Raw genomic sequence first — 26451 nt, forward strand, 5'->3', positions numbered from 1 at the left:
TCCTTTGTGAATCAGTACTTTACATAATAATAAACGTTGGTTTTTAATGATTGCAATTCCGCAATTATTAAAGCAACGTATTATGAGAAAAATGCAAACCGCTTTCGATCAACTCATTTTTGACGCAGGCGAAGTATTGAGGAGCAAACTGATGAGGGCCGACCTGACCATTATCTGGTACCGTAAGTATTGGCGGCGAATGCAGCGGCAGTTGTTGGCTAAGGGTATCACTGAGTTTACCTCCGAAATTGGCAGACAATATCTATCCGGCCAGTTTGGCGAGTCTGACTATGCTAAATTGCCCAAAGGGAGCAAGGATATTGTAAAAATCGTCAATGTGCTCTGTGAGTTTTATGACACGGGTACCTTGGCCGGTCGTAAGGAACGGATCATCCTGGACGGAGTGATTGGCGATCAGATGTGCCAGTTTACTGCTCATCTGGCTTCCCTCAGGTTAAAGACGTCAACAATCCGGGAACGGGAACATTACCTGAGCCGGTTCCTTTTTCACCTGAAGGGAAAAGGTCTGACCTCTATGAGTGAAGTGCATCAATCTGTTATACTGGATTATCTTAAGACTTTGGATGAGCGCTTTCCAACAGTGGCCCACATGACATTGACAGCGATAAGGACCTTTCTGAAGTATCTTTTTGAACAAGGGATACTGGAAGTGGATACGTCGCTTTGCGTACCGAAGGACAACTACAGAAAACAAGCCAAGATACCTTCTGTCTTTAAACCCGAGGAAATCCAACGGGTGATCGGCACGATCGACCGTAGCAGACCTTGCGGAAAACGGGATGTTGCAATTGTACTCCTTGCCGCCCGGCTTGGCCTGAGAGCATCCGACATTGCGGGACTTAAGTTTGAGAACCTCCTTTGGGAAAAAAGTACGATCTCGCTTTGCCAATATAAAACGGCCAGAGAATTGGAATTGCCCCTGCTCGCAGAAGTTGGTGAAGCAATCATCGAATACCTGAAGTATGGCAGGCCGGTCTCCGGTGAACCCTTTGTGTTTCTGACCGGCCATTCACCTTTCGGGCGGATGTACGGCAGTGGGATTACCTGTGCGGTCAGGCGTGTTTTTCTGGCGTCCGGGGTCATTATCGGGAACAGACATCACGGACCGCACGCACTTCGCCACAGCCTTGCCAGCTTACTTCTGGAACAGAGCACTGCAATGCCGGTTATCACAGAAGTGCTTGGTCACGAAAACTCCCGTTCCACAAAATTTTATCTACGGATCGACCTGGCATCCATGAAGCAGTGTATGCTTGATGTTCCCCCTGTCCCCGATGATTTTTATGACCAGAAAGGAGGGTACTTTTATGCGTAATCATTTCATCGGAATCTATGCACAGTATCTCGAACAATACATTGATTTCAAAAGACAGTTAGGATTTAAACAGGAAACTGAAGAAGCTATACTCTCTGTTTTTGACCGTTTTACCGTCGAGCGTGGCGAAACCCGGTTAGGCATCACGCAGGAACTTTCACAGGCATGGATGAAAACCGGGGAAGGGCTTTCGTCATCGTACAACTATCATCGTGCGGTTCTCATTAACCAGTTCGCTTCATTCCTTGGCAATCAGGGTATCCGTTGTTATCTCATGCGTTTGCCGGTATGCAAAGTAGACTTCGCCCCACATATTTATTCCCGGGATGAGCTCCACAGGATTTTTGCTGCCGCTGACAATCTCCGCGCAAGAAAAGGCCTCCGCCAAATAATGTTTTCGCTTCCCGCACTCATTAGGTTACTTTATGCTATAGGTCTTCGAAGTGGGGAAGCACTCGCCCTATCGGTCCAGGATGTTGACCTTCGGGACCAGATCATTGTTGTTCTTGACAGTAAGAACGGGTTGGAACGTATCGTCCCCATTTCAGACTCCTTGACAACAGTACTTAGGCAATACGTCTCTTACAGGGAACGCTTGCCGCCCAGTCTGGCCAAAGATGACCGCTTTTTTATCGGACTCGACGGAAAAAGAATCACACAGGATTGTTTCTCAGGTTGGTTTCAGCGTTTGTTGTCCATTGCCGGTATTACCCATGGCCGGGGTGTAACCGCTCATGCTTTACGCCATTCTTTCAGTGTCCATTCACTGGCGATGATGGCTGAAAGCGGCATGGATATCTATTGTTGCCTGCCTATTCTTTCAACCTATTTGGGTCATAAAGCAATCGAATCAACAAATCACTATGTGAGGCTGGTAGCTACCATGTACCCGGGGTTGCTTAAGGATATTGACAGGATATGCATAAATGTTTTCCCCAATTCGACCGGTTATGAAACCCACTGACTTTTCAAAACACCTTTCTGGGTTTTTGACAGGTTATCTCGCCCACGAGCGGGGAGCAAGCAGGAATACCATCATTGCTTATCGGGACTGTTTTATTCATTTCATCGGTTATATGGAAAAGCAGGGCATATCTGTTTCGCGACTGTCGTTGGAAAACATCACCCAAAAAGCAGTCATCGGTTTCCTTGACTGGCTCCAGACGGAACGCAACAACGGGAATTCGACCCGGAACGCCAGGCTGGCTGCGATCCATTTCTTTTTCAGCTATGTACAATATCAGCATCCCGAGCATCTGTATGAATGCCGGAAGATCCTTTCCATACCGATGAAGCGCAAGGCAAGTGTTCCGGTGAACTACCTGTCAATCGAAGGGATAAAAGTGCTCCTGGAGCAACCTGATACCAATACGGTCAGGGGCAGACGTGATCTGGCTTTGCTTTCGCTGATGTATGATACGGGTGCCCGGGTGCAGGAGGTCATTGACCTTAAACCGACCAGTTTGAGGTTGGACAACCTAAATACTATCCGGATTATGGGCAAAGGAAGCAAGAGCCGTATTGTTCCCATGCTTGAACAACAGGTAGGCCTGTTAAAACCTTACCTCGCTGAGCACTGTCTTGACCAGTCCTGTAACAATGAGCATCCCCTGTTCTTCAACAGCCGGGGTGAGAAGTTGACACGGGCCGGGGTGAACCATATCCTGCTCAAATACGCTGACATGGCCAGAAAAAAGGCAGGAGTTTATTTACCGGACAGGATCAGCTGCCATGTGCTGCGCCATTCCAAAGCGATGCACCTGCTTCAGGCAGGTGTAAATCTGGTGTACATCCGCGACATACTGGGACATGTATCCGTACAGACAACAGAGGTGTATGCAAGGGCCGATTCTCGTGCGAAAAGAGAAGCAATAGAAAAGGCATATGTGTCGGTGGTACCGAAGAAAGAGCCAGTATGGTTGTCAAATGATAATCTTTTGGAATGGTTGAAGCGCTTCTAAGTGATATTTATTATGTAAAGTGGTGTGACCTGGAACCGCCTTCAGGTGCATTAAACCCTGACGGATAGTTGCACACTTTACATAATACTCTACTATGCATAACCAAGCTTATGCAAAGCTTTGCATAACCTGGGCAGGAAAGCCTTTTTATTCGCAGGATCGCATCAGGCAGCAGAGATGACCGCAGCCATGTACTCTTTCATGGCGAGCTGCAAAAGGAACAAAATCAATGAATTTGATTGGCTAAAGGATGTCTTCGAGAGAATCCAGAGCCATAAACAAAAGGACCTCTACCAGCTACTGCCTTCCAACTGGGACGAATACCGGCCCACAACCGACCAATAAACATTCCCTCCCATAATTCCTAAAGTAATTTAATGGGTTCGTCGGATGGATACAGTTAACGGACTCTCATTTCTGCTACATGGAGAACTTAGCAAAAAAATGCTTGTTATTTTGCTGAATGAAAGAAATGTCGACGTTATTGATGCCAGTTTAAAATTCAAATATTGAATTCCGCTGATTTGAATGGAGTGATGTCTTTATTTGCTTCATCTGACCTATGCTTCATCAGAATCATTCAATGCCCGTATAAAATTGTTCTGTGCTAACCAAAAAGGTGTCAGAGATACAAAGTTTTTCTTGTAGAGGATTTGTAAACTGTATGCGTAAACCACCGAAAAATCACTTGACCAAATCTCTAATGACTGATCAATTCTTACAGGTGCTGTTTGGCAGATGGGGTTGCGTCGCAACTCACAATGCGGGGCGCATCCTCATAGTCTCCCAAGGAATTCTTGCAACCGCCACGATCCTGATCAGCCCCCTAATAGCTGACCTCGCCACAGTTTTTGCGATCTCGGAGGCGGAAAGTGGTCTTTTGATTGGTGTGTTTTCTGCTGCAATCCTTTTCACGTTCCCGTTCTCGGGATTATTTGCAGACCGATTTGGTGCACGAAGGACAGCGATCTTTGGGTTGACCCTTTTTGGCCTTTCCGGCTGTACATTCGCTTATGTACACACATTCGAGTTTGCACTCTTTCTTCGAATCATCCAAGCGATCGGCTTCGGTCTGGCGCAACCCTCCCTAATCGCTATGTTCGCGGATTTCTTCTCCGGGATACGTGAAACGACGATCCAGGGAATCAATACCTCCTTCAAGAGCATAGTGCAGCTTGCCACACCAGTGATTTCGGGACTGCTCTTCGCTCTCTCCTGGCGGGCTCCATTCCACCTTTTCTTGCTTGCCCTCCCCGCTGCTGCCCTGATTTGGTCTACAGTTCCTGAGTGCGAATCGATAGATGGGCGAATAGGCAAGACTTATCTACGAGGTATAGCCTGGTTCTTGACGAAACGAACGACCCTTTGCCTCATGAGTGGGTTTTTCACACGCACGTACATGTTGTTTGGAATGTATACCTATATTTCGGTGCTCGCCATTCGAGAGACGGGAATGACAGTGGCAATGTTGGGCTTGTTGCTTGGCACGAATTCCCTAATGAAGTTTGCGGCAGCGAGTCAGGTAGGTCGTCTGTCTGGGCACAGTAGCACGAACCTTATCGCTATCATCGGATTTGCTCTATTTGGTACCGGTCTCGCGCTCGCTGGTTTCGTTCCAACGGTGCCAATTATATATTTTGCCATCGCGATTGCGGGCGTGGGTGATGGATTGATCGACCCCGCAATGAAAAGCATGGTAAATTCTCTCTCTTCTCCTGCATACAGAATCAGTTCCATGGCTGTTGCACTCACCTTTCAGGCCATTGGCAAGACGGTGAGTCCGATTTCCGTAGGCATTCTCCTGGTATTCCTCGAACCTGCCACAGTATTCATCGTACTGGGAACCGTCGGTGGACTGTTGGGCGTATCTGTCCTGTTTGACATTTGGATAAGAACGAGAGAACGAAACGGGCTTAAAACTTGATACCCGAAGCAGTCCAACGACCCTAAAACGTGGTACCAGATGCGTCAATCAAAAGGCATGTTGTAATAGATGGATATCTTTTTCGGTCATGTTTGGAACAAGATATTCACCAGCGGAATCGAGTGTCTGGCTGATCTTGCCAGTGCATTGCTGTAAGGTGTGGAGTGGATGCAACTCGTTCCATCCGTGGTCAAGATCGGTGACATGAACGCCGAAAGCGGTTACGCATTGGCCAGCTTCAGGCTCCCATCCCTCGTCAGTGCCCTCAATGACACCATCCCGGGGATTCATAGCTGCGTCGATGGCATCCCCGACTAAGCCACCCAATGTGCCCACTACTGCAGAGACCACAAGTGCAATTACCACTGCGACCGCAGCACAGAGCAACGGCCCCACCAAGGGAATGGCGTGGCAGATCGCCTCAATGGGTGCAAGCAACGGTGCAAACATTATGGCCAAGACAAGAATGGCGAGCGCAGCTAGAATCCATGCAATGTGCCCAGCGTACTTCCTCATCGAGTCAATCTCAGTGTGAAGTGTCCAAGCGCCATCCTGGGCACACCTGACCGTTGCGGGTTCACCACCGCTTGTTCTTTCGACGAACGATGTAATGTTGCCGGTGATGATAAAACCACCAACAGTTGTTTCCACGAGACTGCCATTGTCGGTTCGGATATCGTATAGGTAGTCACCATCGTAGAACGGGAAAAACTGATACCACTCGTCACCGTACCGTCTCGACAATTCCAGGTTTCCCTGGACGCATTTACTCTGGCTGGGATCGTGTCGTCCTGCTAGCGAAGAAAAGTCTTGTTCATTGAAACGTACCTGCATCCGGCAAAGGGAGAAGACCAGTACCCAGACGAAATTGAAAAGGAGTCCCATCAGGATCCCGGATGATGGGAATAGCCCAATTGCCCCCAAGACTGATCCTATTCCGGGAAGCCCGATAAATGGCCCAAGGATGGGTGCCAGAATAAGGGTTGTATTGACCGTCACCGCCGCCATTGTAGCCGTCAGGAATGAATAAGCGAAGTACCACTGAACGTCCTCGTTTCCACCGACGATATCGCAATAATTATGGCTAACACCGCTCATGATTCCTCCACTTTTGCTAGAATAGTAACGCCTCCGATTAGGCTTTCATCAAGGAGGCCCGACACCTGAAATGCGGCAACTTCTCCAGGACTGCTATTCCGTGGGATTCCGATCGACAGAGACACGGTGGCAGCTTGGGGCGAAGCCGCATCACTGGACTCAGGCCATATTTCCAGTATTGTCGCATCGAGTTCGTGTCGCCAGCCGGAGGGGGGGATACCACGGTTGGGTGCTCCATCACTTACTTCAACCGTCACAAGTTCTTTTGTTGGGCCCGTTGGGATCGAGTTCGGCCCGGTTTTACGGGCTTTCAATCGGTGTGCCGCATAGAATCGATACGGTAGCGCCCATACCCATAACAGGGGAGACAAGACCCTACGCACTATTTGGAGGATGCCAGAGTTTGTCCGTCGTGCAGCCATTCGATCCACCCTTTCACTTTTCGGCCCTCTGGGGGCTCGGTTCCAGAGAGCAATTTCGGTAGTAACGGTTTGTCCAGCCGCACCCTTCACAACGCCTAAGTTATGCTGACCCACGTTGTTTAGCGGATTCGCATCGTCAGGATGGTGCACGCTGAAAATTGCGCAGTAAGATCCCGGATTCGCAGGTGAAATCCAATCCTTTTGAACGATCTGCACAGAAGATGGATCCGTAGCAGATCGTGGCGTCTTCGGGATAAGTGGAACAATAAGAGGGCCTGAAGAAGGGATGATCCATTCGAGGTGTCCACCCCCAATGCCGAACTGGCGGAGCTCGATCGTTAACTCAGTGCCTGCGGCAGAAACTGGGGCCGGAGTGGCTGCAGATCCGTTCTGTATCTCAACGAAAAACCGATAAAGTGTACTTGGGCTCAACTCCTTGGGAGCGACTTCCAAATTTGTAGTTGGGTCTATTATGGTCACCGATGGATTGTCCCATACAGGCTGAACTCCAATCGACCGTGCCCACTGCTGGGAATAGAGCCATGGGTCGGGGCGCAGCCAAACATTGTCGGGTATTGGCAACGTATTTCGACCATGATCGCGAGCTTTGTCTCCAAACCGGAACCTGCAGGCAAACCAACCAGCGATCAAGAGTATTAATGCCGCAATGCCGACACTTATACCCACGATCCAGAGGAGCAAGTATTGTGTCGTTTCCGCCACTTCAAGAGTAGGTAGTGCCATGCCTCCAAGAACGATGGCGCCGAGGAGGTAGAGTATCGCACCTGCAGCCAACCCCTCGGAGGAGGGGATCGGACGGCGTCGTAAAGGCGTCGGACATGCGCAGGGTGCCCTCAAGACAAGGAGTGCGAGTGAGAGTAGTATGACGACCAGATACGCTCCCATCACCAAAGCCGCCTGTGGGTCGATATACGCACCTTGTATCAATCCTAGGATGACCAGGCTGAACCACAATGCAGACAATACTACAATTAACACTTTTAGTAGCCGAAGTCGTTGCTCACTTGATTCTCTAGGATTAGCTACGTTCATTGATTAAACTAGTTTACCTTAGGTTTTCTTTAAAGTAGTGAAGTTTGGTTATTGTCAAGATTAAGATACATGCTTAAATGTGTAATCTGGAATATTACCAAAAGCTTTTTTAAATTTATATCTAATATCCCTAAATTCAAAGTGCCTAGGCACTTTTTTATTTGATTGTTTCAAACTCTAAACCGATGTATGATTCCAGCATCCATTCGATTCATACTCTTTGTTCTTCGTGAAAGTAGGATGGTGGTCAGGGTGTATCAAGATGTGAGCAAGTTCATAATTGGTGAACTTTCACAAACGAAATGGCGAATAGTTAACTTAACAGAAGATCCTAATATCTTTTTACTTTCCACTTTTAGAATAGTGATGAATGAATTGTGTATTTGTTCCAGAATCTTATAAAAGCAATAGGTGAGTAATCTCTACCATTTGTACTGCAGGGCTAATAACTTAATTGAACTATACATTTATTTAAAAATTTTTTATATGAATAGAGGTAGTTTAGAATCCATTCTCTGCATTAAATTCTCGAAAATTCCTTCTTTCATATTGAGGCGATTGAAACGACAGGTGAACTGGTTAGGTCTATGACCGAATAGAGGGTCCCTTTTAGCCCAATGCTAATAAGTTAAGCTTTTAGGGGCATTCGGTCGATAGCCCTTCAATGGTTTTTTTGTCCTTCACGGGCAATTTCCCAAACCTAAAGGGCATAGTTGATCACCCTGCGCAATGCGGGGGGTTCGTGGCGATATGTTTTTTTGCTTTCTTGTCTTTCTTTCTGCCTATTTGTAGTACTGGGTTATCCTGGTGGCCCTCCCCAGGCCACTCCTTGAAAACTTCCTCCTCTTCTTTATGGCGACCACCGACCGGGAAATATGCCCGACCAGGGCCTCGAGCAGATTTTCGGCGCACTCCCTGCTGAACAACTCCACGATGGCGGCCCTCAGGTGCCTGAAGGCGTTTTTCCAGTTGTACTTGTAATTCAGTTTTCTGCCTTCCGTTCGTCTACCTATGTCCCCGGAGGCCGCCATACCCGCCATGGCCACCAGGTTCATCACCAGGATGTGGGCGTAGAACTCCTGGTAAACCCCGTCGGGCTTCCTGCAGCCGAACTGTTCCACCTTCATCTTGGGCTTCAGGTTTTTTATCCCCTTATGTAAAGCTTTACATAAAGGGTTCAAGCAGGTTAAGCAGAATTTTGAGCTTAAATACTTTTTGTCGGACAGTGAGAACGGGATCAAAACACAGATATGGGTGGGACTGATCCTCAACCTCCTGTTTACCGTGCTGCACAAGCAGGTAAAGGAGGCCGAGGATTTTTCAACAATGGTCATGGTGGCCGCTAAAAATCTCAGTTCCTATGTGAGCCTTGAAAAGTTCCTTCTCCACTCAGAGGCTTACTTTAGGGTCTGCTGATAAAGTTTAATATAGCTGAAAGAATCGGTTATTAGAAGATTTTTTCTGATTTTAAGGGTGTCCAAGTGCAAGGGATTATGAAAAAGAACTCCAAAAGGCGTGCACCGCGCAGTGTATATACAAGTCCAAGCCAGTTGTCTTTCTCGGGGTTTGAGACTCCTTTTTATAACCAGCTCGACCCGAACAACCGGTGGGTCGTACTCAGTTCCCAGATTCCGTGGGATGATCTGGTGGGTCTTTTCAACAAGCGTAATCCCCCAAAACAGACAGGAAGGCCGGCACTAAACCCACGTGTGCTGATCGGTGCTGTGATCATCAAGCATATCCTCAATCTGGATGACCGTGAACAGTGGCGCAGATTACCGAAAACATGTATCTCCAATACTTTCTGGGCTACAGTTCCTATATCAAGGAAGCCCCATTTGATGCATCCCTGTTTGTGGATATCAGAAAGCGTCTCGGTCAGGAACTCATAGAGGAGATGAATGAAAGGATTCATGGATTTTCGATGGAAAGGGCTACCAAAAAAGAGGAAAAGAACCGGGGAAAGAACAACAGTGGTGATGGTCCTACCGGCGGAGAACCCGGGAACAAAGGGGAGGTGATCTATGATGCGACAGTCTGTCCCCAGGACACCGCTTATCCCACCGATCATGGACTGCTCAACAAAGCCCGTGAGCTCACAGAGGAGATCATAGATGTGCTTCACCGAAAGCAGCCTCTGGGGAAGAAACCGAGAACCTACCGGCAAATTGCCCGGAAAGCCTATCTGAAGGTGGCCCAGAATAAGAATCCTTCAAAAAAGACAATCCGAAAGGGGATAAAATTCCAACTTCAATACCTGAGAAGGAACTTCAGGACGATAGAAAAACAGCTGGACCGTTTTGAGGGTTTTCCCCTTGAGCATAAGCTTCAGCGGAAGTACTGGATCATCCAGACGGTTTACAAGCAACAGCTGATGATGTTTGAAAGCAGAAGCCATCAGGCCGAGGATAGGATAGTCCGTATCCACGAGCCCCATTTGCGCCCTATTGTAAGGGGAAAGTCCAGGGCAAAAACCGAGTTCGGAGCCAAGATCCACCTGAGTCTGGTAGACGGGTATTCCTTTCTGGACACGGTATCCTGGGATGCTTTCAACGAAGGGACCCACCTTATGGATTATGTGGAAAGGTACCGTGAGAGATTCGGCTACTACCCGGCAAAAGTTCTGGCAGACAAACTGTACTGCAGCAGGGAAAACAGGAAATGGCTGAAAGAAAAAGGGATAAAACTGGCGGCCAAACCATTGGGCAGGCCATCGGCAAATGCAGTGGAAAACCACGTAAGTCCCGGAGAGAGGAACCCGATCGAAGGGAAGTTCGGTCAGGCAAAGAACGGTTACGGAATGAACCGGGTCAGGGTCCGGCTCAGAAACACCAGCCAATCGTGGATCGCCTCCATCATCTTAGTGCTTAACCTGGTCAAACTGGCCAGGGAGGCACTCCAATGGCTGGGTTTTTCAGCATGGGAAGAGGTTCGAAGCATGCTCTTGGCAGACTTTGAGCTTGTTCTGGAAGCCGTATCAACAAAAAACCAGTCCAGATTACAATCTGGGCTGGTTCTAGGAAGTCGGATTACTTGAGTTTTTCAGCAGACCCTACTTTAAAAGTATATTTCAAAAATACCTTCAAAAAGTGCAAAACAAACTATTCCTTTCAGGGTAGGGGATACTTTTTGGGAATTGACAAAAAAGCCCCTTAAAACAATATTAAAGGGCTTTATTTTAATTTTCGTAGATTAGTCGGAAAACAGTAAAAAATATTATTTTTTCCCGATATTATTCAAATTATGATTTTTAAGTTTTTCACATGTCTTCACGCAATTACCTTTTGCCTAAGTTCGCACAGCAAATTTTTTAGATGTTAATTTTTTTAATGAGGCTAAGGGCAGAGGTCATTTGCATAACTACTTTACCCCCTGTGATTCTGACGAACTGATTAGATGTTAATTTTACAACTTGAACTTGATAGGTTCCATGTTTTTAATGTCCCCGGGTTGCTGGTTGTGAAGTAAGTTCGTAATAGCTACAGGCTTCCGCAATTACCTTTGGACTTGATCCAAAAAACGGAAAAGAACTGGATACCTTGAACCACTTTTAGGACAAAATATTAGTCATCCGCTGCATCAATCAACCCAGAGCAGGAAATCGAAATCTGAGATCTGATTAAGAATGGCCGGATTTACAAGGAAATAGCCGAGGACCTGTTTATCTCCGAAAGGATCGTAAACATGAACATGCAGAATATCTTCAAGAAAGGCAGGAAGTAATTATAAGTTTGATCTGTTGAGTAAGATTACCAGGGATGTGAGGCAGTGAGAAATCACTTAGAATAAGGAAATCCAATTTATGTTTAATACGACACTGGGATTGAATTGTAGTTACCTTGGAAAGCTTTATCTGAATAACAACAAAATGAACATATTCAGTAAATTAATCGACTCCTTATTTACAAAATGGTGGAATGATGTGTGCACAGTATGTATGTGCTGTGGCCATCTCGGTTACCACCAGAAATTTTTTATATACTTTCACAGGGCAAAGAGTTGTCAGGCAGGAAACGACTCAACATAGTAACTTATGATTTATCTTTACTTTTTGAAATTTAAGAAAATATGGACGGAGAAGTTACAGGTGCATCTGCACTACCGTCCTAATATGAAGCATGACACCCGAGTGCTGCTATTCGTTTCAGGTTGCACCTGAGAGGATAGCAGCCCCTTGTAAGTAAAGCACATTGGGTTGTTGTGTTGGTTGCAATTATCTGGCACGAGTACCACATCAAAATCAATTTGCGAGGTCGGTCGTTTTCGGTATTTGTTGACACCCGAGCTAAAGGCGATAGTGGATGTGACAAACATACCCATTGCGCCATCGTCGTTGGCCAGAGCAATTAACTCATCGCGTACACTATTTCTCACCAAGTCTGCTACAGTTTCTGCTTGTACTCCAAGCGGAGTATTGGCAAGTACCACGATCTTGTCCATACCCCTCGCATTTGCACCTAGCCCCTGCGCTAAATCGGCAATAGGTTGGAGCTCCACCTGGAAGTTGGCTATATTCGTCATGGGCACTTCAAAAATTAGAAAAGCCGGAATAATTATCCGTAATTTGCCCAATGGTATATACCCAGACAGGGGTTCATGTAAATCAATAGTACCTTCAAAATAAAATCCCATACCTTCTTGCCGTATGGGGCGATTATTGCCATCTGTTACGCTTCCTTGCTCATTAAATTGGACTTGAGGCAAATAGTGAAGACGAAACTCCCCGGCTCGGTCATCGCCTCCCAGGGATACCCGCACGATAGGGAGCTGAATTCCGCCAGGAAGGGTTAGTGGGAATGCAGTCATACCTTCTACCGCAGTAGTCAATGCGCCGGAAAGCTTATCAAAAAGCAAGCGGCTGAGCATGCGTATGTCCAGATGCATGTCATCCGAGGTAATTGCCTGCAAATCTGGGATACTTTGATCGGGAACATCCGGATGGTCCCAGGGAATATACATTGTTTGATGGGTAAAAGTAGTCAAGAATGATGCTCCGGTCTCCTGGTATACGGGGCGCAGAGGCGTGTTCAGGCTGTGTGCAGGAGCCAGATTAATCGTGGAGTCGGAGGTTTGGTATCCAAATGAATCTGCCCCGTGCTCAAGCCAGAGGGATTCGGTGCAGATGGCAATGTTTCCTGTCCGATTACGCAGCTATTCAATATTGCCGGCAATTCCTGCAAACCCTCTCAGTAGGTCTATGTCTCTTCGAAAAAATGTCTGTGAAACGAATGCCGAAAAAGGGGGGATCCGATTGCCCTCTGTGCGGATAACCGTCACTCCGATATCGCTCACGACTTGGGACACCTTCTCCTTGCGGACAGCCATGCCTGGAGGCGTATTAAATTTGAGAATCTGGGTTTGGGTAAATTCGGCAGGAATAGTTTTTTGGTGAAAGTGCGCTTTTACCTCGTACACATTGGGAATCTTTTCTGATTCATTGCAAGCAATAATCAAGAGGAATAAAGTAAACCCGCTTAAATTCAAATGAAATTTTCTCATGATTCTGTTTTGGATTTTGTTATTAATTCAAAATAAATTGTTACAGGTTTTATCGATGCCGCAACAGATTTTAATTGATCCCAGTAAATAGAATGAGTCTAAAATTAACTAAACTAAACACGGTCTATTTTTTTGAATGTAATCTCTGTTCCAATTGAGCAGGAGTCAACCAGATGCTAACACGCCGAAAGATCGTTTCAGAATTCAAATGCCTAGGTTATTACTGCCTACAGCCTCGGACACTTTGCAATCCAGCAGTGGTGTTAATATTGCAAAGAGTTTGACGCGCAAGCTGGGGCAGGTTATCCAGCCTAAAATAATACCTAGGCTCGAACAGTATTCCGACCAGTTTTTCAACAATCATATTCATCCGTGTCTTGTGAGCACCAGATACCGGATGGAGCAGCCGGACACTTAAACTTCCCCAGCCCTTGCGAAACCGCAGGACAAGCCACTCCGCATCTTCAACGTTCTTCTGAGAAAAACCGAGTTGCTTCAACAAAGCGGGAAGCCACTCTGCGCAAACCGGAACTGGAAGACGAAGAAAAGCTTCAGCAATCGCCACTCTCTGAGTTGGATGCTTTATCAAAATGTCAGACAGTACTCTGACATATTCCCACTTTTCAGTCACAAGTTCCTTCACATATACGGTAACAAAAGCTTCCTGTAGCAACTCGTTCAATCGTTCTGTAGCATAACCGATAACCGAAGTCGACATGTTACTGGTTCTTTTATTATCAATCAGCAGTTGAGCGCCAACCGAACCAACAGCACGGAATGCGTTGGCTACCGGCCGCACCAGCTTGTTCACTACGTCACCGCCCAGCCGACTGCTGATTTTATCCTTGATCACTTCCTCGGCAACCGCTTCCAGTCCCTCACGAACCATTTGGGGAATGGTGGACAATCCGGTAACTATTAACGGTGCGTGTTGAGAAAAGGTCTCCTGTAACCCCAACTCATGTTCCAGTGATGATTGGGGATGTGATTTTTGGATGCGTTCACGGGCGCGTTCTGCCTCCGCAACAAATTCCGAAACGAACGTTTCCGTGAGACTACCGATCATGTAGGCGAGCCCTGTCATCGGAACGCTTTTTATTAAAGTATCGCGAATCTCCCTGTACGACTCGTTAAGAAGCGGATGCCCCAACTTCAATTCCCACACCGCTTCAAAGGTGCCGCGTCGGGGTTCCGCCCTGGCGAAGCGCTTATTTGCGAAAACGCGCGCCTCCTCCACCATTTCGTTGCGGACATCTCCGAGAAATTGATTCAGGTATTCTTGGTCGCGATTATTCATTTTCGGGTTTAGCTTGAACCTGAACTGTGACGCTGTTCGCACCTTCGTACGGTGTGGGATCTCCCAAGAGATCCTTTGCAAGGCGTTTCTTGAACCGTTCCGCTTCCAGCACTGCCTGCTCAGCCTCGGCCTTCGCTTTATGCACTTCAGCCCGGCGCACATTCAGATCTAGCTCGCGATGTGTGCGAACGAAATCTTCACAACCGTTACAAAGCCCGAGTGCCGGTTCCACTGTCATGCCCGCTGTGGGCATCGTAAGGCAGAGCGGCTCCCGTGTGTCTTTTAAGATCTCCTCGACAACCAACTGTTCTTTTGCTGCTGACCAGTCAAAGTCGTCACCCAAGACCGATTCGGGATCCGTAATGAGCACGGCTGCACGGTTCCCAACAAAGCCAGACCATCGGTGTTCTACAGCGTAAAGAGGAAGGTCGAACTTTTCCAGTAGTCGCTGAATATCCGCGGTGCCCATCTGTGTCCAGACAACCTGTGCATAGTAGGCTAGATTTTTACGGATATGGCACACAAGCCGTTCGTATTCAACCCGCAGTTGGGCGTATTTGCGCTGCTCTTGCCTTCGCTCTTGTAACATTCGCTCGTACTGGGCACGCTCTTCAATGGTGGCGTTAGCACCAAGCATTGCGACCTCACCAGCAAACTGAGCCATGCTAAGGTAATGCCCGTAGAGGCTCATCATATGGTTCTTTAGTCCCTCATCATCGGGTATCAAATCCAACATGCCGTTGTCATCCCCAAAAACAGCCAGCAGGGTGGTGATTGTTGCGGATATTGCAGTCGAGATCATCGCCCCGGGGCCCCCGACACTGGCTAGTGCGGTAACGGCGGAGATCCCACCCACACCCATAGCAGTAGTGATCATATCAATTTTACTGAAGGCTGCTTGCATGTCGCCAGCCTGATTAATGAACGTGGCGACTGCTTCCACTAAGGCACGGTTACGTTGGGCTCCTTCCGGAAGCATTCGGACCTGCTCGTAGCGCGCTGCAAGCGTTGCGAGTGCCAGCTCGAGTTCTGGTGAAACAGTTCGCAGGATTTGCCAGTAGAGGTAACTGCCAGGCCCAGCTTCGAACCCTCCAGGAGAGGCCAACAGGGCGGTCGAAGCCGACATCTGCGGCTGTACTTGTGTTCCACCTCCAGTACACATAAACGCACGCACCACCTCTGGTGCGATAGAGCATAGGGCACTCACAGCTTCGCCACCGCAGCTAAATGCCTTTTGGGCCACGTCTTTCCAAGCCTCCAACGCATCACCATCAAGAAAGTGGGTGGGTATGGGTGCGTTCTCCGCCATTTCCAGCATTTCATCTATACAATTGGCGACATTGTCCGGTATCAGGCTCGGACCGGTTCCTCCACTACTTGGCTGGTCAGAATCTAGGGAGAGAAAATTTGCTAACCATTCCCATGTAATATTTGCGCATTCCCTAGGGTTAGTTACACAACTCATAGCATCATCCAATGGACTACCGGAAAAGTCGCCACTGAAGAAAATGTTGGCTTCTGCTAGCTTCCGGTAAATACCAAGGACCATCTGCACCAACGTTTCCATCGCCGCCGCAGAGTTGTTTACAACAGGATCGCTCAAAGCACCTTGGAAAAGTCCAAGCTTTTCATTTGCGAGAAGCTGCTTTGCCGCATCAAACCCATTGTAGTAGGTTTCGCACGGAAGAAACCGCCGCAGGAGACATTCATGGCACAGGAGCCACTCTTTAGTTATGTTTGGGTAGCCGAGGGGAATCAGGAGGTACGGCGCAACCTCCTCGGCTCGTGTGAAAACACTGAAGTCCTCAACTACCTCAAAATAGTGATAAGTCAGTGAATGACAACGGTTCGTGTTGCTGATGCTCTGCGTATGCGTAACTTCACGTCCGACCTCGTGCGCCATCTCCACTGTGGAGGTAACGCTGTTCTTCAAATGGTGGGCCGAAGTAAGAGTAGCCTGCCGAATTTGTTCTTCGGTCTGTTTGATGCTGGATTCAAAGGTTCCTTTTGCACCGATGTCCCCACCCATTTTTTCACCCAATTTGGCTCCTAAATTAATCACCTCGATAGGGAGGGACACTTCAACTCCTTTAGAAAGGCTTGAATTGAGGTTGGCTGAGCCGGTGAGTGTTGCGGAAACCTGTTTAGTCGTTGATAGAGACCACTTCTCATCGCCGACGAATTCGGTACTAATGTCCTCCTGCACAGATTCTACTCGCTGGCGTCGCTCTGTGCGCCGATCCCACATCTTGGTGATGATCTCGACAGTCTCGTTCGGTGTTAGCGGAATGCTTCGCACGAGCCGACCACGTCGGTACCCTTCGCTGCACCACTCCTGCCGGTAGCGAACACCTAGGGCGAGGAGAGGCTCGAGAGGCGGTTCTGTCTTCGGCGGAGAGGGTACAATGCCCATACCGACAACCAAATCCTTGAAGAGCTCATATGGATTACGGGGTCCCGTAGTGTTGTGAGGAGGTATTGGGGTAAGCTTTGAGGTGCAGTTGGCTGGTTGCAGAATATGGAAAGCGGGTTGAGCAGCAAACTGCTTTGACGATCGATCACTGGTAACTTTCGACGAATCTTCCTCGCTTTTAACATTTCGCTTCAAACCTTCCATCTGCTGGGCCAGCCTCGCTCGAGAATACAAGATGGCTACAGAAGCATCTAGGCGTCCTTTGTTCTTGAACATTTCGGCAGTCTTAAACAGATGCTGGAGATGTCGACTCTCAATACGTTGTTTTCGCCGCTCCACCTCGTTCTGCATGCGTTTCACAGGTACGATGTAGGTGTGTTGCGGCTTCACCTTGCCCTTCCCCTCTGATTCTTCGCCGCCGTTGTCCTTACTGCTTGTGGATTCGCTCTTTACAAGCATAAATTGCTTGAAATGTACAACATCACAGTTTCGCATTGCCTGCAGTTGCTGGCAATCGTCGAGCTGCGAAGAATTAGGAAATTCACAAATTTTTTGTGGTTGCTTGATGTCATTAGAATCATGCTTGGTAGTTACCTTTTTGGTGGCTTTATTCATAATGTCTTCTGTTTTGAATTAATACTATTGAATTAGGTGCTTATTAAATTGGTGTCGCGACCATACCTTCTCATCAGATTTCCCAAGATTCCTGGTTTCTTTTTGTGGGAGTTGAACCTATATGTATACTCATTGATATAGAGTTAAAGATTTATGATTAAATTGTGAGTATCCCTAACCTAAGCATTGAAAATTTTGACCGCTCGGTGCATCCGTTCTGCACCTTCTATCCCGATTTTTCTTGAGTAAGTTTCGGAAAATGTGCCTCCATGCCATTTCAATAGTCGATATTGACTTCGGCCTCGCAGTGATATGATCTTTCGTAAATCCTTTCAAATTGACCTTGAAGGCGTATTCCACCATCTTGCCCTACCAGTGGAAAACACCTTTTACGTCCCTTTACAGGCCCACAATCATGATTTTTTTTTGTTACCTTCGTTTCTTACTAAGGCCCTGTCGTCGGAGAAATATTCCCACATTTAAAGATGGAGAGACTCTTATACCTTTTTCAGCAAAATTTATGTTTAACGGAAATTATAATTATACTTTTCCCATTTAAAATCCGCCTAATTAAGAAAATTTAATAATCTACTATATAGACGCAATTCAATAGATTTAGATCTATATTTATTTAGCCTTCCCTACATGAGTTTTGAAGGAAGAATCAGATGCTAATTAAGGAATTAAATGGTAAAAGGGTTGAAATATTAAACGCTAGGCCAGAAAAGAACTTAAACTACAGAAATCTTTAAAAGACGATTAAATAATAAGTTAAAACCATAGGGATTAAAACTTAAAATTACCGATAACCGATAAAACTCTATTTAAATATTCTCATGTATTCCCCTTATGTACAGGGATTATTTTGTTCAATAAACTAATATAGAAATTTATTTGGTAATAAAAAACGTTTTTAAACTTTTTTTTATTTGTAACCCACTTTTAAACAATATTAAATTTTTTTAATCCAATCCATATTCGGTTGGAGATGTTTAGATTTGAGCAAATAAGGTGCATTGTCCCAGCTTTTTGAAGTACTATTTATGGGTTCTATGTCATTTGTCAGAATGCTATTATAGTTGTAGGCATTTCCCGGTGAATGTATCGGTTTGGAATTCTCTTATCTTTTACCCTGCTGAAGATAGGACTTAAGGTTTCGATCTGAAATGCAAAACTGTAAAAAGCGGCAAAACGAAAATACGATCTTGATTATTAACAAAATTTTTGAGAGATACAGGAAATCCTAAACGAACTTAATCATGATTGACGTGTCTCCATATTAAGGGACATACTGGAAAGGTAGGCTTCGACTTTAATTTTTTCACCTACTAGTACTTTTTTTGACTCTAATATCCTTACACCACCCCCCACCCCCATATACGCATACCTACGTACTTCCCTAAAATATACCTTTTTACGTATTTCATCCCATTTTTTTTCTACTTCTCTTTGGGTCAAGCAAGCAAGGGCCAGGCTGACCCATAACCATGAAGGATACCCAGGAAAACAGAACGCATAAAATCACCTTCCGGCTCAATGAGCGGGAGGTGAAATTCCTGGATGAGTTTTCCAAAAGTGCGGGTATTTCCAGAAGCGATACGCTGAGGAACCTGATCAGGAAGATCCAGGGGGATGCCTCCATTATCAAGACGGATAAGCTGCTCAAGACGCTGAACGAGCTGGCAGCGGAGCAGGGCCGGGTCAACAACAACATCAACCAGCTGGCCAAGCATGCCAACCAGTATTCCAAGGTGGAAGACATGGACCCCAAGGTCTTTGCGCGGTTCAACAGTCTCCTTGCCACCTACCTGGACTACCAGGAGGATATGAACAGGACGTTCCGGAAAATCTATAAATCCCTCAGCTGATGACCGTCAAGATCCTATCGTCGACCAGTACCTTCAACGGGGTGTCCTACAACACCAACAAGACGCAGTCCGCCAAGGGGGAGCTGATGAAATTCAGGAATTTCGGTTACCTGCAATCGGCCCAGCAGGTGACGCCAGCTGAGATGAAAACCTTTCTAAAAGTGCACTCCAACCGTAACACCCGGGTGAAACACCAGCAGTTCCATGCCATGATTTCCTGCAAAGGGCGGGAATACGACAAGAAGGAGCTCACCGGGATGGCCGAAAAGTGGCTGCACAAAATGGGCTATGGAGACAACCCCTACCTGATTGTGTTCCATGGGGACACCAACAACAACCATGTGCATATGGTCTCCTCCAGAATCGGGAACGATGGCAAGAAGATCAACGACAGCATGGAACGGATCAGGGCACAGAAATGCATATTGGAAATCATGGACCGGAACCCGGGAAAGGAATGCCACAAGGTGCTGGATCAGCTAAAAACCTTTTCCTTTTCCACGGTCAGCCAGGCTAAGCTATACCTGGAAACCCTGGGGTACAGTCTAAATGAAAAGGAGGGCAAGCTGGTGTTATACAAATTCGGCCTTTTACAGGGCGAGCTTACGCTTAATGAATTAAATGCCAAAGCCGATTCCTATTCCCCGGACAAAGGGAGAATAAAGCAGCTCCATGCCTTATTCGACAAATACAGAAAGGTGTACAGCAGTGCGCCCGTGCCAATATTCGAACCGTTGAAGGGCAACCGCCTGGGAAAACCAACGGGATACCGCTCAGAAATGGCGGAATTCCTCAAGGAAAAATTCGGTGTGGAGCTGATTTTTCATGGTAAGGATGGCAAGGCCCCTTACGGCTATTCCATCATTGACCACAGCAGGAAAATCATCCTCAAGGGCAGCGAGGTGTTCCCCCTCAAAAACCTGACCCGGGAAGAAACTACGGATAAGGTCAGAGTAGTCAATTTCGCATCCCAATCGGATAAAGCCGCCTACGAAAACATCACCGGGACCACGGATACGGTGTTCCGGTTCAAACGCCTTCCCCGGCAGGCTGCCTACAGGCTAAAATTACTTTCGGTGTTGGAGGAATTTTCCAATCCCCAAAAGGGCTTGGAGGAATACCGCTTACACCTCCTGGTAAACGACAAACGCTTATTCCTGCTGGATACTCGTGAAAGGTACTTTATCAGCCTGGAAGCCATCCTCAAGACCGACGAATACAACCGTTTTGCCCGGCTCTGGAATGTACCCGAAAGGAATGACACCGAACAAGGAACCACTATCAGAACTGCATCGGATGCAAGAGACCACTTACCGGTTCAAGCGGACAACGAAATTCTTACTCCCAACGCTCAGGATAGTGGTTATGCCGATCATGAGCGGGAAACGGCCCCTCCCCTTTCCAACTTTAAACTGGACATCCATCAGGATGTGGACGACGAGGCCCTGCATGGCAGGCGAAGAAAAAAAGAGAAAGGCAGCAAAAAAAGAAGCATCAGATAAACCCATTGCATATGATTATCCTATTCGCAAACCAAAAAGGAGGAGTTGGGAAAAGCACCCTTTCGGTCCTGTTCTCCAACTACCTCACCCTGGCCAAAAACAAGCCGGTAAAGGTCTATGACATGGACTTTCAACGTTCGCTGTACAACAAGGCACAAGCCGCGGAGGTGATTGACAACACCCCCCTGTACCCGGTAGAGGCCGCCGAACTATCACAGTTCGACGCCATCCAGAAAAAGGCCAACAAGGAAGGAAACTTGGTCAGCATCATCGACCTGGCCGGCAAAATGGATGACGATGAACTGGTCCCGGTATTTAGGAACTCCGACCTGATCCTTTGCCCCTTCAGCTATGACGAATACTCGGTATCCTCTACCATCGAGTTTTCCTTTGTGATCCTGAAGATCAACCCAAATGCCAAAATCATTTTTATACCCAACAGGGTGAGGACCAGTGTAAAATACGAAACCATGAAATCCGTCCAGGAGGCACTGAAAAACTTCGGGGTGGTCACCAACAGCATCACGGAGCGGATAGATTTCCAACGGATCACCACCTACGACATTCCGGCCACCATCATAGATGTGATCGAACCTGTTTTTGAATCCATTTACAACGAATACATCGATCCGGCATGGCACAAGATGATTACATAAAATCGCTGATGAGCAACTTCCGTCCCAACGGCCATCCATTGCAAAAGCAGGGAAAGGAAAGGAAGCTCACCGTCACCAAGCAGGGCAGCACCACCACCTTGGGCAGCGGCATAATCCCGGTGTTGGAGCAGGTCAGGGACATGAAAATTGAAGGGGAGAAAAAGAGGCTGATCAAGATCGACCAAAAGCATGAGGAAATCCTAAAGGTGATGTATCCGGTATTCTCCGTGGATGTGACCCGCTTTATCAATTTCCTGTTGACCCGCTTCTTTCAGGACCACCCGGAACTTATTGAGGAAATCCGCAAATCCTTTAAAAAACTCTGACATGGGATGGACTGAATTTATCAAATACCTGGCATCGGGCTACCTGCTTTATTATGGGATCCTGATCGTGCTGGACCTGCTGAAACCCCAAAAAGGGGCGCTCATCATGGGTGAGGAAGACCTGCTGGAATTTCCTGAGGACACCCAAACCACAGTCGTCGAGGAAGAGGAGGTCACTAGTTACGGTGCTTCGCCTTCCGGGGTCCAACTATCACAGGGTGAGCAACTGAAACTCTATGGGGAAAACATCAATGTTTCCACCGGAGGGGTAAGCAGCATGACGGAACTGTTCAGGTTGGCGCATGATGAAACGATCGAGGTAAAGAAGCAACTGGTTTATTGAAATGAAAAAGTTACTCCCCATGCTGCTGCTTGTCTTTGTCTTCTCCATGGGCATAATTGAATCCAAGGCTCAAGTCCCTCCCGGCATCCAGGAGATCAACGAAGGAAAAAACATGATGGCCAGGAACTTCAGGGCCCTTTCCAGCGCGGTGTTGGTTTTGGGAGCCCTCTTCGGTTTGCTGGGGGGACTGAGGGTGTACAACAACTGGCAATTGGGTAGGAGAAACATCGACGTGGAAGTAGCCGGGTGGTTTGGGGCCTGCATTTTCCTTTCCGTTTTGGGAGTATTCCTCAGTGCCCTGTACCAGGTTCCTCTAGCCTAAAGCAATATCAATGAAAAATCAAGCAATACAATATATCCATTTAAACCCTTCAATCATGAGTAAAAACATCAAAAAAACCATTGCAAGCGTGGGGCTGGGGGCACTAGCTCTTGCCCATGCCAAAGCGCAGGGTGTACAGGGCATCACTGCGGCAGAATCTTCCCTCATCGGATATGTGGATCCCGTGGCTTCCCTGTGCCTGGTCATCGGTGCCGTGGTAGGCATCATCGGCGGGGTAAGGGTCTATATCAAATGGAACAGCGGAGACCAGGACATCAACAAGGAACTGATGGGCTGGGGAGGCTCCTGCCTGTTTATGGTACTGGTCAGCGTGGTCATCAAGGCCTTTTTCGGGGTCTGATGGGCAAGCAGTTTCCCATCTACAAGGGCCTTCAAAAACCGCTGATGTACAAGGGCTTTCAGGGCAAGTTCATTGGCTGGGGCATCGCATCCCTGGTGATGGGCTTGGTCCTGGGAGGCTTGATCGGCAGCCTCACCAACATGGTATTTGGGGGCTTCCTCACCATTGGTACCATTGCAGGGGGACTGTATGTGACCAGCCTTCAACAGAAAAAGGGCCTGCATTCCAAAACACGCAACCTGGGCGTATTCCTGCCCCCAACAGACCTTAAGCAAATTCACCATGCCAAAGCGGAGAAAGACACAGTTTAAACTACCCTACCTAGGGGTGGACCATTGCAAGGGGTATGATATCCTTTACAACGAGAAAGGCGACTTTGGGGTGGTGTTGGAAGTCAAGAACCCCGTCCTGCAGTACGCGGCAGATCCGGGAAACTATGACAATTTCCACCAACTCTATGTCAATTTGATCAAAGTGCTGGGAGAAGGCTTCCTGCTCCAAAAACAGGATATCCTAAGCAGAAAGCAGTTCAACCCGGAACCCTCCAGTGAATATCTCCAGCGGAAATACGATGAACATTTCCTAGGCCGGATTTACACTTCCCACCAAACATTCCTTATCATCACCAGAAGGGCAAAATCCGGTTTCTACACCTACAGCCAGAAACAGCTCCATGAATTTACCCAGTCCATTGACAAGGTAGCGGACCTGTTTGTCCGTGCCCACCTCCCTGTTACCGCACTGAACAACAATCAGATCAACCGCTACATCAAGCGGATCCTAACCATGAATTTCCATGACTCCCAACTCTGCCTAAACAACCTGCTTGCCGGGGATGAGCAGGTGGAGATGGGAAAAACGGCAGTCCGCTCCATCAGCCTGATCAACACGGACACCATTGACCTGCCCCAAACGGTGGGTACCCATCAGGAAAGGACGGACAAGGATACCCTAAAGGGCTTTCCCATTGACAATATGGGCTTTTTGTTTTCGGTACCCCATTTCAACAGCATCATCTATAACCAGGTGATTGAGATCGTGCCGCAGTCCATGACCCAGCGGAAATTGGAACTGAAGCGGAAAAGGCATTCGGGAATTCCCGATCCTGCCAACAACATGTGTGTGGAAGACATTGACCAACTCCTGGAGGACATCACCAGAAGCAACCAGTTGCTGGTCAACTCCCATTTCAACATCCTGGTGTCCGGGGAGAAGGAGCTGATACAGGGAACCGCCAACTTTATTGAATCCTCCCTTTTCCAGCAGGGCATCATCCCCTCAAAGAATGCCTACAACCAACTGGAACTGTTCAGGACGGCCCTGCCCTGCAACACGGCAGAACTGAAACCCTACGACTATTTCCTGACCACCTCCGATGCGGCCTTGTGCTTCTTTTTCAAGGAAACCATGAGCCGGGACGAGGTCAGCAATTTCCAGATCAGGTTGACCGACCGTCAGGGCATACCGGTAAAGATTGATCCCGCGGACCTGCCCATGCAGACCAACCGGATCAACAACCGTAACAAGTTTGTCTTGGGGCCCTCCGGATCGGGCAAGTCCTTCTTTATGAACGCCCTGATCGAGCAATACTGCATGTATAACAAAAGCGAGACCCCCAGGTGGCTGATGGATGTGGTCATCGTGGATACCGGACATTCCTATTTTGGGCTCTGTGCCTATTATGGGGGCAAGTACATTACGTATTCAGAGGAAAAGCCCATTACCACCAACCCCTTTGCCGTAAGCAGGGAAGAATACAACATCGAAAAAAAGGATGCCCTCCTCACGCTGATCAGTGTACTTTGGAAATCAGCAGAGGGCAACATCTCCCAAGTGGAATCCGACGTGATTTCCACTACCCTTTCGGCGTATTATCACGCCTATTTCAAAAAGCCCTCGAATGGTGATCGCCTCAGTTTTGACAGCTTTTATGAATTTGCCCTGGCCTATATTCCGGAGATGATCCAGAAGGAAAACATCCATTTCAACATCGATGAGTTCAGGTTTGTCCTAAAGAAATTTTACAAGGGAGGCGAGTACGATAGCCTGCTGAATGAAGAAGTGGACCAGTCCCTGTTTGGGGAGGCCTTTATCGTCTTTGAGATTGATTCCATCAAGGAGCACAAGGTACTCTTCCCCATTGTCACCCTGATCATCATGGACGTGTTTATCCAAAAGATGCGGTTTCGGAGCAAACAGCGAAAAGCACTGGTCATTGAGGAGGCCTGGAAGGCCATTGCCTCACCATTGATGGCCAACTATATCCTTTACCTATACAAGACGGTGCGGAAATTCTGGGGAGAAGCCATTGTGGTGACACAGGAACTGGGAGACATCATTGGCAACAGCGTGGTCAAGGACAGCATCGTGAACAACTCGGATACCATCATTTTGCTGGATCAGGCAAAATTCAAGGACCACTACGATGAGATCGCCTCATTGCTTTCCATCAATGAACATGAAAGAAAAAAGATCTTCACCATCAACCAGTTTGACAACACGGAGGGCCGGGGCAGGTTCAAGGAGGTCTATATCCGGAGGGGGGCCAGCGGAGAGGTATATGGCGTAGAGGTCTCCCTTCACCAATACCTGACCTACACCACCGAAAAGCCCGAAAAGGCAGCCGTGGAAATCTACCTGGATTGCTACGGCAATTACGAAGAGGCCTTGGACCGCTTTGTGACGGATTTCAGGGCTTCAAGAACGGAATTGAACCGGTTTTTCTCATTGATCAACCAATGGGGAACTCCCTATGGGGAAAAAAAGGAATTAACAGCTTAATACTATTCACCATGAAAATCCTGACGATTCTACTTTTCATTTTCACCTGTGGCTGGTCGATAGCGCAGGTATACGTTGACCCTGCCGTTGCTGGAGCCCAAGCCGCCCATGCAGCGGTGATCAATACCCAACTGAACAACACCAATGAGCGGTTGACTTTGATAGAAAGGGGTCAACTGGCCGTGACCGGAAACCTTACCATAGTGAATACCATGCAGGAGAAGCTGTATGCGGGATTGACGGAGGTGAGTGCCATCCTTACCAACCTGGCCAACGTAAGGGAGATCGCTCGCATCGCAGCGGGTATTTCAGGAGATGTTCGGGATATCATGGAACTGGCCAGGGAAAACCCGGTATTTCTGGTGTTCGCCGAGCAGAACGCCACCCTGTTCCAGCAGCGGGCAACCGCCCTAGCACTTGAGGTGCAGCAGTTTGCACTCAAGGGAGGCAAGGATAACTTGATGGATGCGGGGGAAAGGGCAAAAATCATCAACACCATTTTGAATGAATTGCTGATCCTGCGGTCCTATACCTATGGGATGTACCGCTCCATGCAGTTTACCGCCATGAAGGGACTTTTCAAATCGCTGAACCCCTTTCAGGGATACATCGAAATGGACCTTGCCAATATGGACAATATCCTCAGAAAAAGAGCAATCCTAAGCCGATAAGCC

General features: G+C 47.6%; 25 protein-coding genes and 1 pseudogene. 19 read left to right on the plus strand and 7 right to left on the minus strand.

Annotation, left to right across the window (positions count from 1 at the left end):
• Nucleotides 1-46 precede the first annotated feature (46 nt).
• The 6 genes and pseudogenes from DB520_RS22020 (at nucleotide 47) to DB520_RS22045 (ending at nucleotide 5221) form a co-directional block, all read left to right on the plus strand.
• Nucleotides 47-1336 (plus strand): site-specific integrase, encoded by a 1290-nt coding sequence (locus DB520_RS22020; protein ID WP_114751951.1) that lies wholly within the window; start codon nucleotides 47-49, stop codon nucleotides 1334-1336.
• Nucleotides 1329-2300, plus strand: a complete 972-nt coding sequence (locus DB520_RS22025) for a tyrosine-type recombinase/integrase (RefSeq protein ID WP_157972203.1) — start codon at nucleotides 1329-1331, stop codon at nucleotides 2298-2300. Before DB520_RS22020 ends, DB520_RS22025 begins: the two co-directional genes overlap by 8 nt.
• A pseudogene (locus DB520_RS27330) lies at nucleotides 2287-2559 on the plus strand (site-specific integrase); the annotation flags it as partial. The gene DB520_RS22025 and the pseudogene DB520_RS27330, both read left to right, overlap by 14 nt.
• Before the next feature lie 66 nt (nucleotides 2560-2625).
• Nucleotides 2626-3297 carry a tyrosine-type recombinase/integrase gene (locus tag DB520_RS22030; RefSeq protein WP_232835109.1) on the plus strand — a complete coding sequence of 224 codons (672 nt, stop codon included), beginning with the start codon at nucleotides 2626-2628 and terminating at the stop codon, nucleotides 3295-3297.
• Between the two features lie 120 nt (nucleotides 3298-3417).
• A complete protein-coding gene (locus DB520_RS22035; RefSeq protein ID WP_394340952.1) occupies nucleotides 3418-3642 on the plus strand; it encodes a transposase domain-containing protein in 225 nt (74 codons plus the stop codon).
• 319 nt (nucleotides 3643-3961) lie between these two features.
• Nucleotides 3962-5221, plus strand: coding sequence for an MFS transporter (locus tag DB520_RS22045; RefSeq protein WP_114751954.1), 1260 nt, complete (start codon nucleotides 3962-3964; stop codon nucleotides 5219-5221).
• Between the two features lie 48 nt (nucleotides 5222-5269).
• Here DB520_RS22045 and DB520_RS22050 read toward each other — a convergent pair whose 3' ends face one another.
• The 3 genes from DB520_RS22050 to DB520_RS22060 form a co-directional block, all read right to left on the minus strand.
• Entirely contained in the window at nucleotides 5270-6319 is a 1050-nt protein-coding gene (locus DB520_RS22050) for a hypothetical protein (RefSeq protein ID WP_114751955.1), read from the minus strand.
• On the minus strand, nucleotides 6316-7794 hold the full coding sequence (locus DB520_RS22055; RefSeq protein ID WP_114751956.1) for a hypothetical protein: 1479 nt from the start codon (nucleotides 7792-7794) through the stop codon (nucleotides 6316-6318). The genes DB520_RS22050 and DB520_RS22055 overlap by 4 nt, the downstream gene beginning before the upstream one ends.
• A gap of 782 nt (nucleotides 7795-8576) precedes the next feature.
• A complete protein-coding gene (locus tag DB520_RS22060) occupies nucleotides 8577-8921 on the minus strand; it encodes a hypothetical protein (RefSeq protein WP_114751957.1) in 345 nt (114 codons plus the stop codon).
• A gap of 127 nt (nucleotides 8922-9048) precedes the next feature.
• On the opposite strand from DB520_RS22060, the gene DB520_RS22065 reads away from it, so the two are divergent.
• The 3 genes from DB520_RS22065 (at nucleotide 9049) to DB520_RS27335 (ending at nucleotide 11517) form a co-directional block, all read left to right on the plus strand.
• Nucleotides 9049-9210 (plus strand): hypothetical protein, encoded by a 162-nt coding sequence (locus tag DB520_RS22065; RefSeq protein WP_198675417.1) that lies wholly within the window; start codon nucleotides 9049-9051, stop codon nucleotides 9208-9210.
• 370 nt (nucleotides 9211-9580) lie between these two features.
• On the plus strand, nucleotides 9581-10831 hold the full coding sequence (locus DB520_RS22070; RefSeq protein WP_232835094.1) for an IS5 family transposase: 1251 nt from the start codon (nucleotides 9581-9583) through the stop codon (nucleotides 10829-10831).
• Between the two features lie 620 nt (nucleotides 10832-11451).
• Complete coding sequence (locus DB520_RS27335; protein ID WP_232835110.1) at nucleotides 11452-11517, plus strand: hypothetical protein; 66 nt, start codon at nucleotides 11452-11454, stop codon at nucleotides 11515-11517.
• Between the two features lie 375 nt (nucleotides 11518-11892).
• On the opposite strand, the gene DB520_RS22080 is transcribed toward DB520_RS27335, so the two are convergent.
• The 4 genes from DB520_RS22080 to DB520_RS22095 all read right to left on the minus strand — a co-directional run bounded on the left by DB520_RS22080 (nucleotide 11893) and on the right by DB520_RS22095 (nucleotide 17618).
• Nucleotides 11893-12753, minus strand: a complete 861-nt coding sequence (locus DB520_RS22080) for a hypothetical protein (RefSeq protein ID WP_114751958.1) — start codon at nucleotides 12751-12753, stop codon at nucleotides 11893-11895.
• Nucleotides 12754-12945: 192 nt separating this feature from the next.
• Nucleotides 12946-13293, minus strand: a complete 348-nt coding sequence (locus tag DB520_RS22085; RefSeq protein ID WP_114751959.1) for a hypothetical protein — start codon at nucleotides 13291-13293, stop codon at nucleotides 12946-12948.
• A 220-nt stretch (nucleotides 13294-13513) separates the two neighbouring features.
• Nucleotides 13514-14590, minus strand: coding sequence for a hypothetical protein (locus tag DB520_RS22090; protein WP_114751960.1), 1077 nt, complete (start codon nucleotides 14588-14590; stop codon nucleotides 13514-13516).
• Nucleotides 14583-17618 (minus strand): phage tail tape measure protein, encoded by a 3036-nt coding sequence (locus tag DB520_RS22095; RefSeq protein ID WP_114751961.1) that lies wholly within the window; start codon nucleotides 17616-17618, stop codon nucleotides 14583-14585. Before DB520_RS22095 ends, DB520_RS22090 begins: the two co-directional genes overlap by 8 nt.
• A 1487-nt stretch (nucleotides 17619-19105) precedes the next feature.
• Between DB520_RS22095 and DB520_RS22105 the strand changes: the two genes are divergently transcribed.
• Genes DB520_RS22105 through DB520_RS22150 form a run of 10 tightly spaced genes read left to right on the plus strand, consistent with a single transcriptional unit; the run spans nucleotide 19106 to nucleotide 26448 of the window.
• Nucleotides 19106-19486, plus strand: a complete 381-nt coding sequence (locus DB520_RS22105) for a plasmid mobilization protein (RefSeq protein WP_114751963.1) — start codon at nucleotides 19106-19108, stop codon at nucleotides 19484-19486.
• On the plus strand, nucleotides 19486-20988 hold the full coding sequence (locus DB520_RS22110) for a relaxase/mobilization nuclease domain-containing protein (RefSeq protein ID WP_114751964.1): 1503 nt from the start codon (nucleotides 19486-19488) through the stop codon (nucleotides 20986-20988). Before DB520_RS22105 ends, DB520_RS22110 begins: the two co-directional genes overlap by 1 nt.
• Before the next feature lie 11 nt (nucleotides 20989-20999).
• Nucleotides 21000-21644, plus strand: a complete 645-nt coding sequence (locus DB520_RS22115; RefSeq protein WP_114751965.1) for a ParA family protein — start codon at nucleotides 21000-21002, stop codon at nucleotides 21642-21644.
• On the plus strand, nucleotides 21623-21970 hold the full coding sequence (locus DB520_RS22120) for a hypothetical protein (RefSeq protein WP_232835095.1): 348 nt from the start codon (nucleotides 21623-21625) through the stop codon (nucleotides 21968-21970). The genes DB520_RS22115 and DB520_RS22120 overlap by 22 nt, the downstream gene beginning before the upstream one ends.
• A 1-nt stretch (nucleotide 21971) precedes the next feature.
• The gene (locus DB520_RS22125) at nucleotides 21972-22313 is read left to right on the plus strand and encodes a hypothetical protein (RefSeq protein WP_114751966.1); all 342 of its coding nucleotides are present in this window, start codon (nucleotides 21972-21974) and stop codon (nucleotides 22311-22313) included.
• 1 nt (nucleotide 22314) lies between these two features.
• Nucleotides 22315-22635: a DUF4134 family protein gene (locus tag DB520_RS22130; RefSeq protein WP_114751967.1), complete on the plus strand. Its 321-nt coding sequence runs from the start codon at nucleotides 22315-22317 to the stop codon at nucleotides 22633-22635.
• 55 nt (nucleotides 22636-22690) lie between these two features.
• A complete protein-coding gene (locus DB520_RS22135; protein WP_114751968.1) occupies nucleotides 22691-22996 on the plus strand; it encodes a DUF4134 domain-containing protein in 306 nt (101 codons plus the stop codon).
• On the plus strand, nucleotides 22996-23307 hold the full coding sequence (locus DB520_RS22140; RefSeq protein WP_114751969.1) for a DUF4133 domain-containing protein: 312 nt from the start codon (nucleotides 22996-22998) through the stop codon (nucleotides 23305-23307). Before DB520_RS22135 ends, DB520_RS22140 begins: the two co-directional genes overlap by 1 nt.
• On the plus strand, nucleotides 23279-25777 hold the full coding sequence (locus DB520_RS22145) for a TraG family conjugative transposon ATPase (RefSeq protein ID WP_114751970.1): 2499 nt from the start codon (nucleotides 23279-23281) through the stop codon (nucleotides 25775-25777). Before DB520_RS22140 ends, DB520_RS22145 begins: the two co-directional genes overlap by 29 nt.
• An 11-nt stretch (nucleotides 25778-25788) precedes the next feature.
• On the plus strand, nucleotides 25789-26448 hold the full coding sequence (locus DB520_RS22150) for a hypothetical protein (protein WP_114752058.1): 660 nt from the start codon (nucleotides 25789-25791) through the stop codon (nucleotides 26446-26448).
• Nucleotides 26449-26451 lie beyond the last annotated feature (3 nt).

Source organism: Pleomorphovibrio marinus (assembly GCF_003347495.1).
GTDB lineage: Bacteria > Bacteroidota > Bacteroidia > Cytophagales > Cyclobacteriaceae > Pleomorphovibrio > Pleomorphovibrio marinus.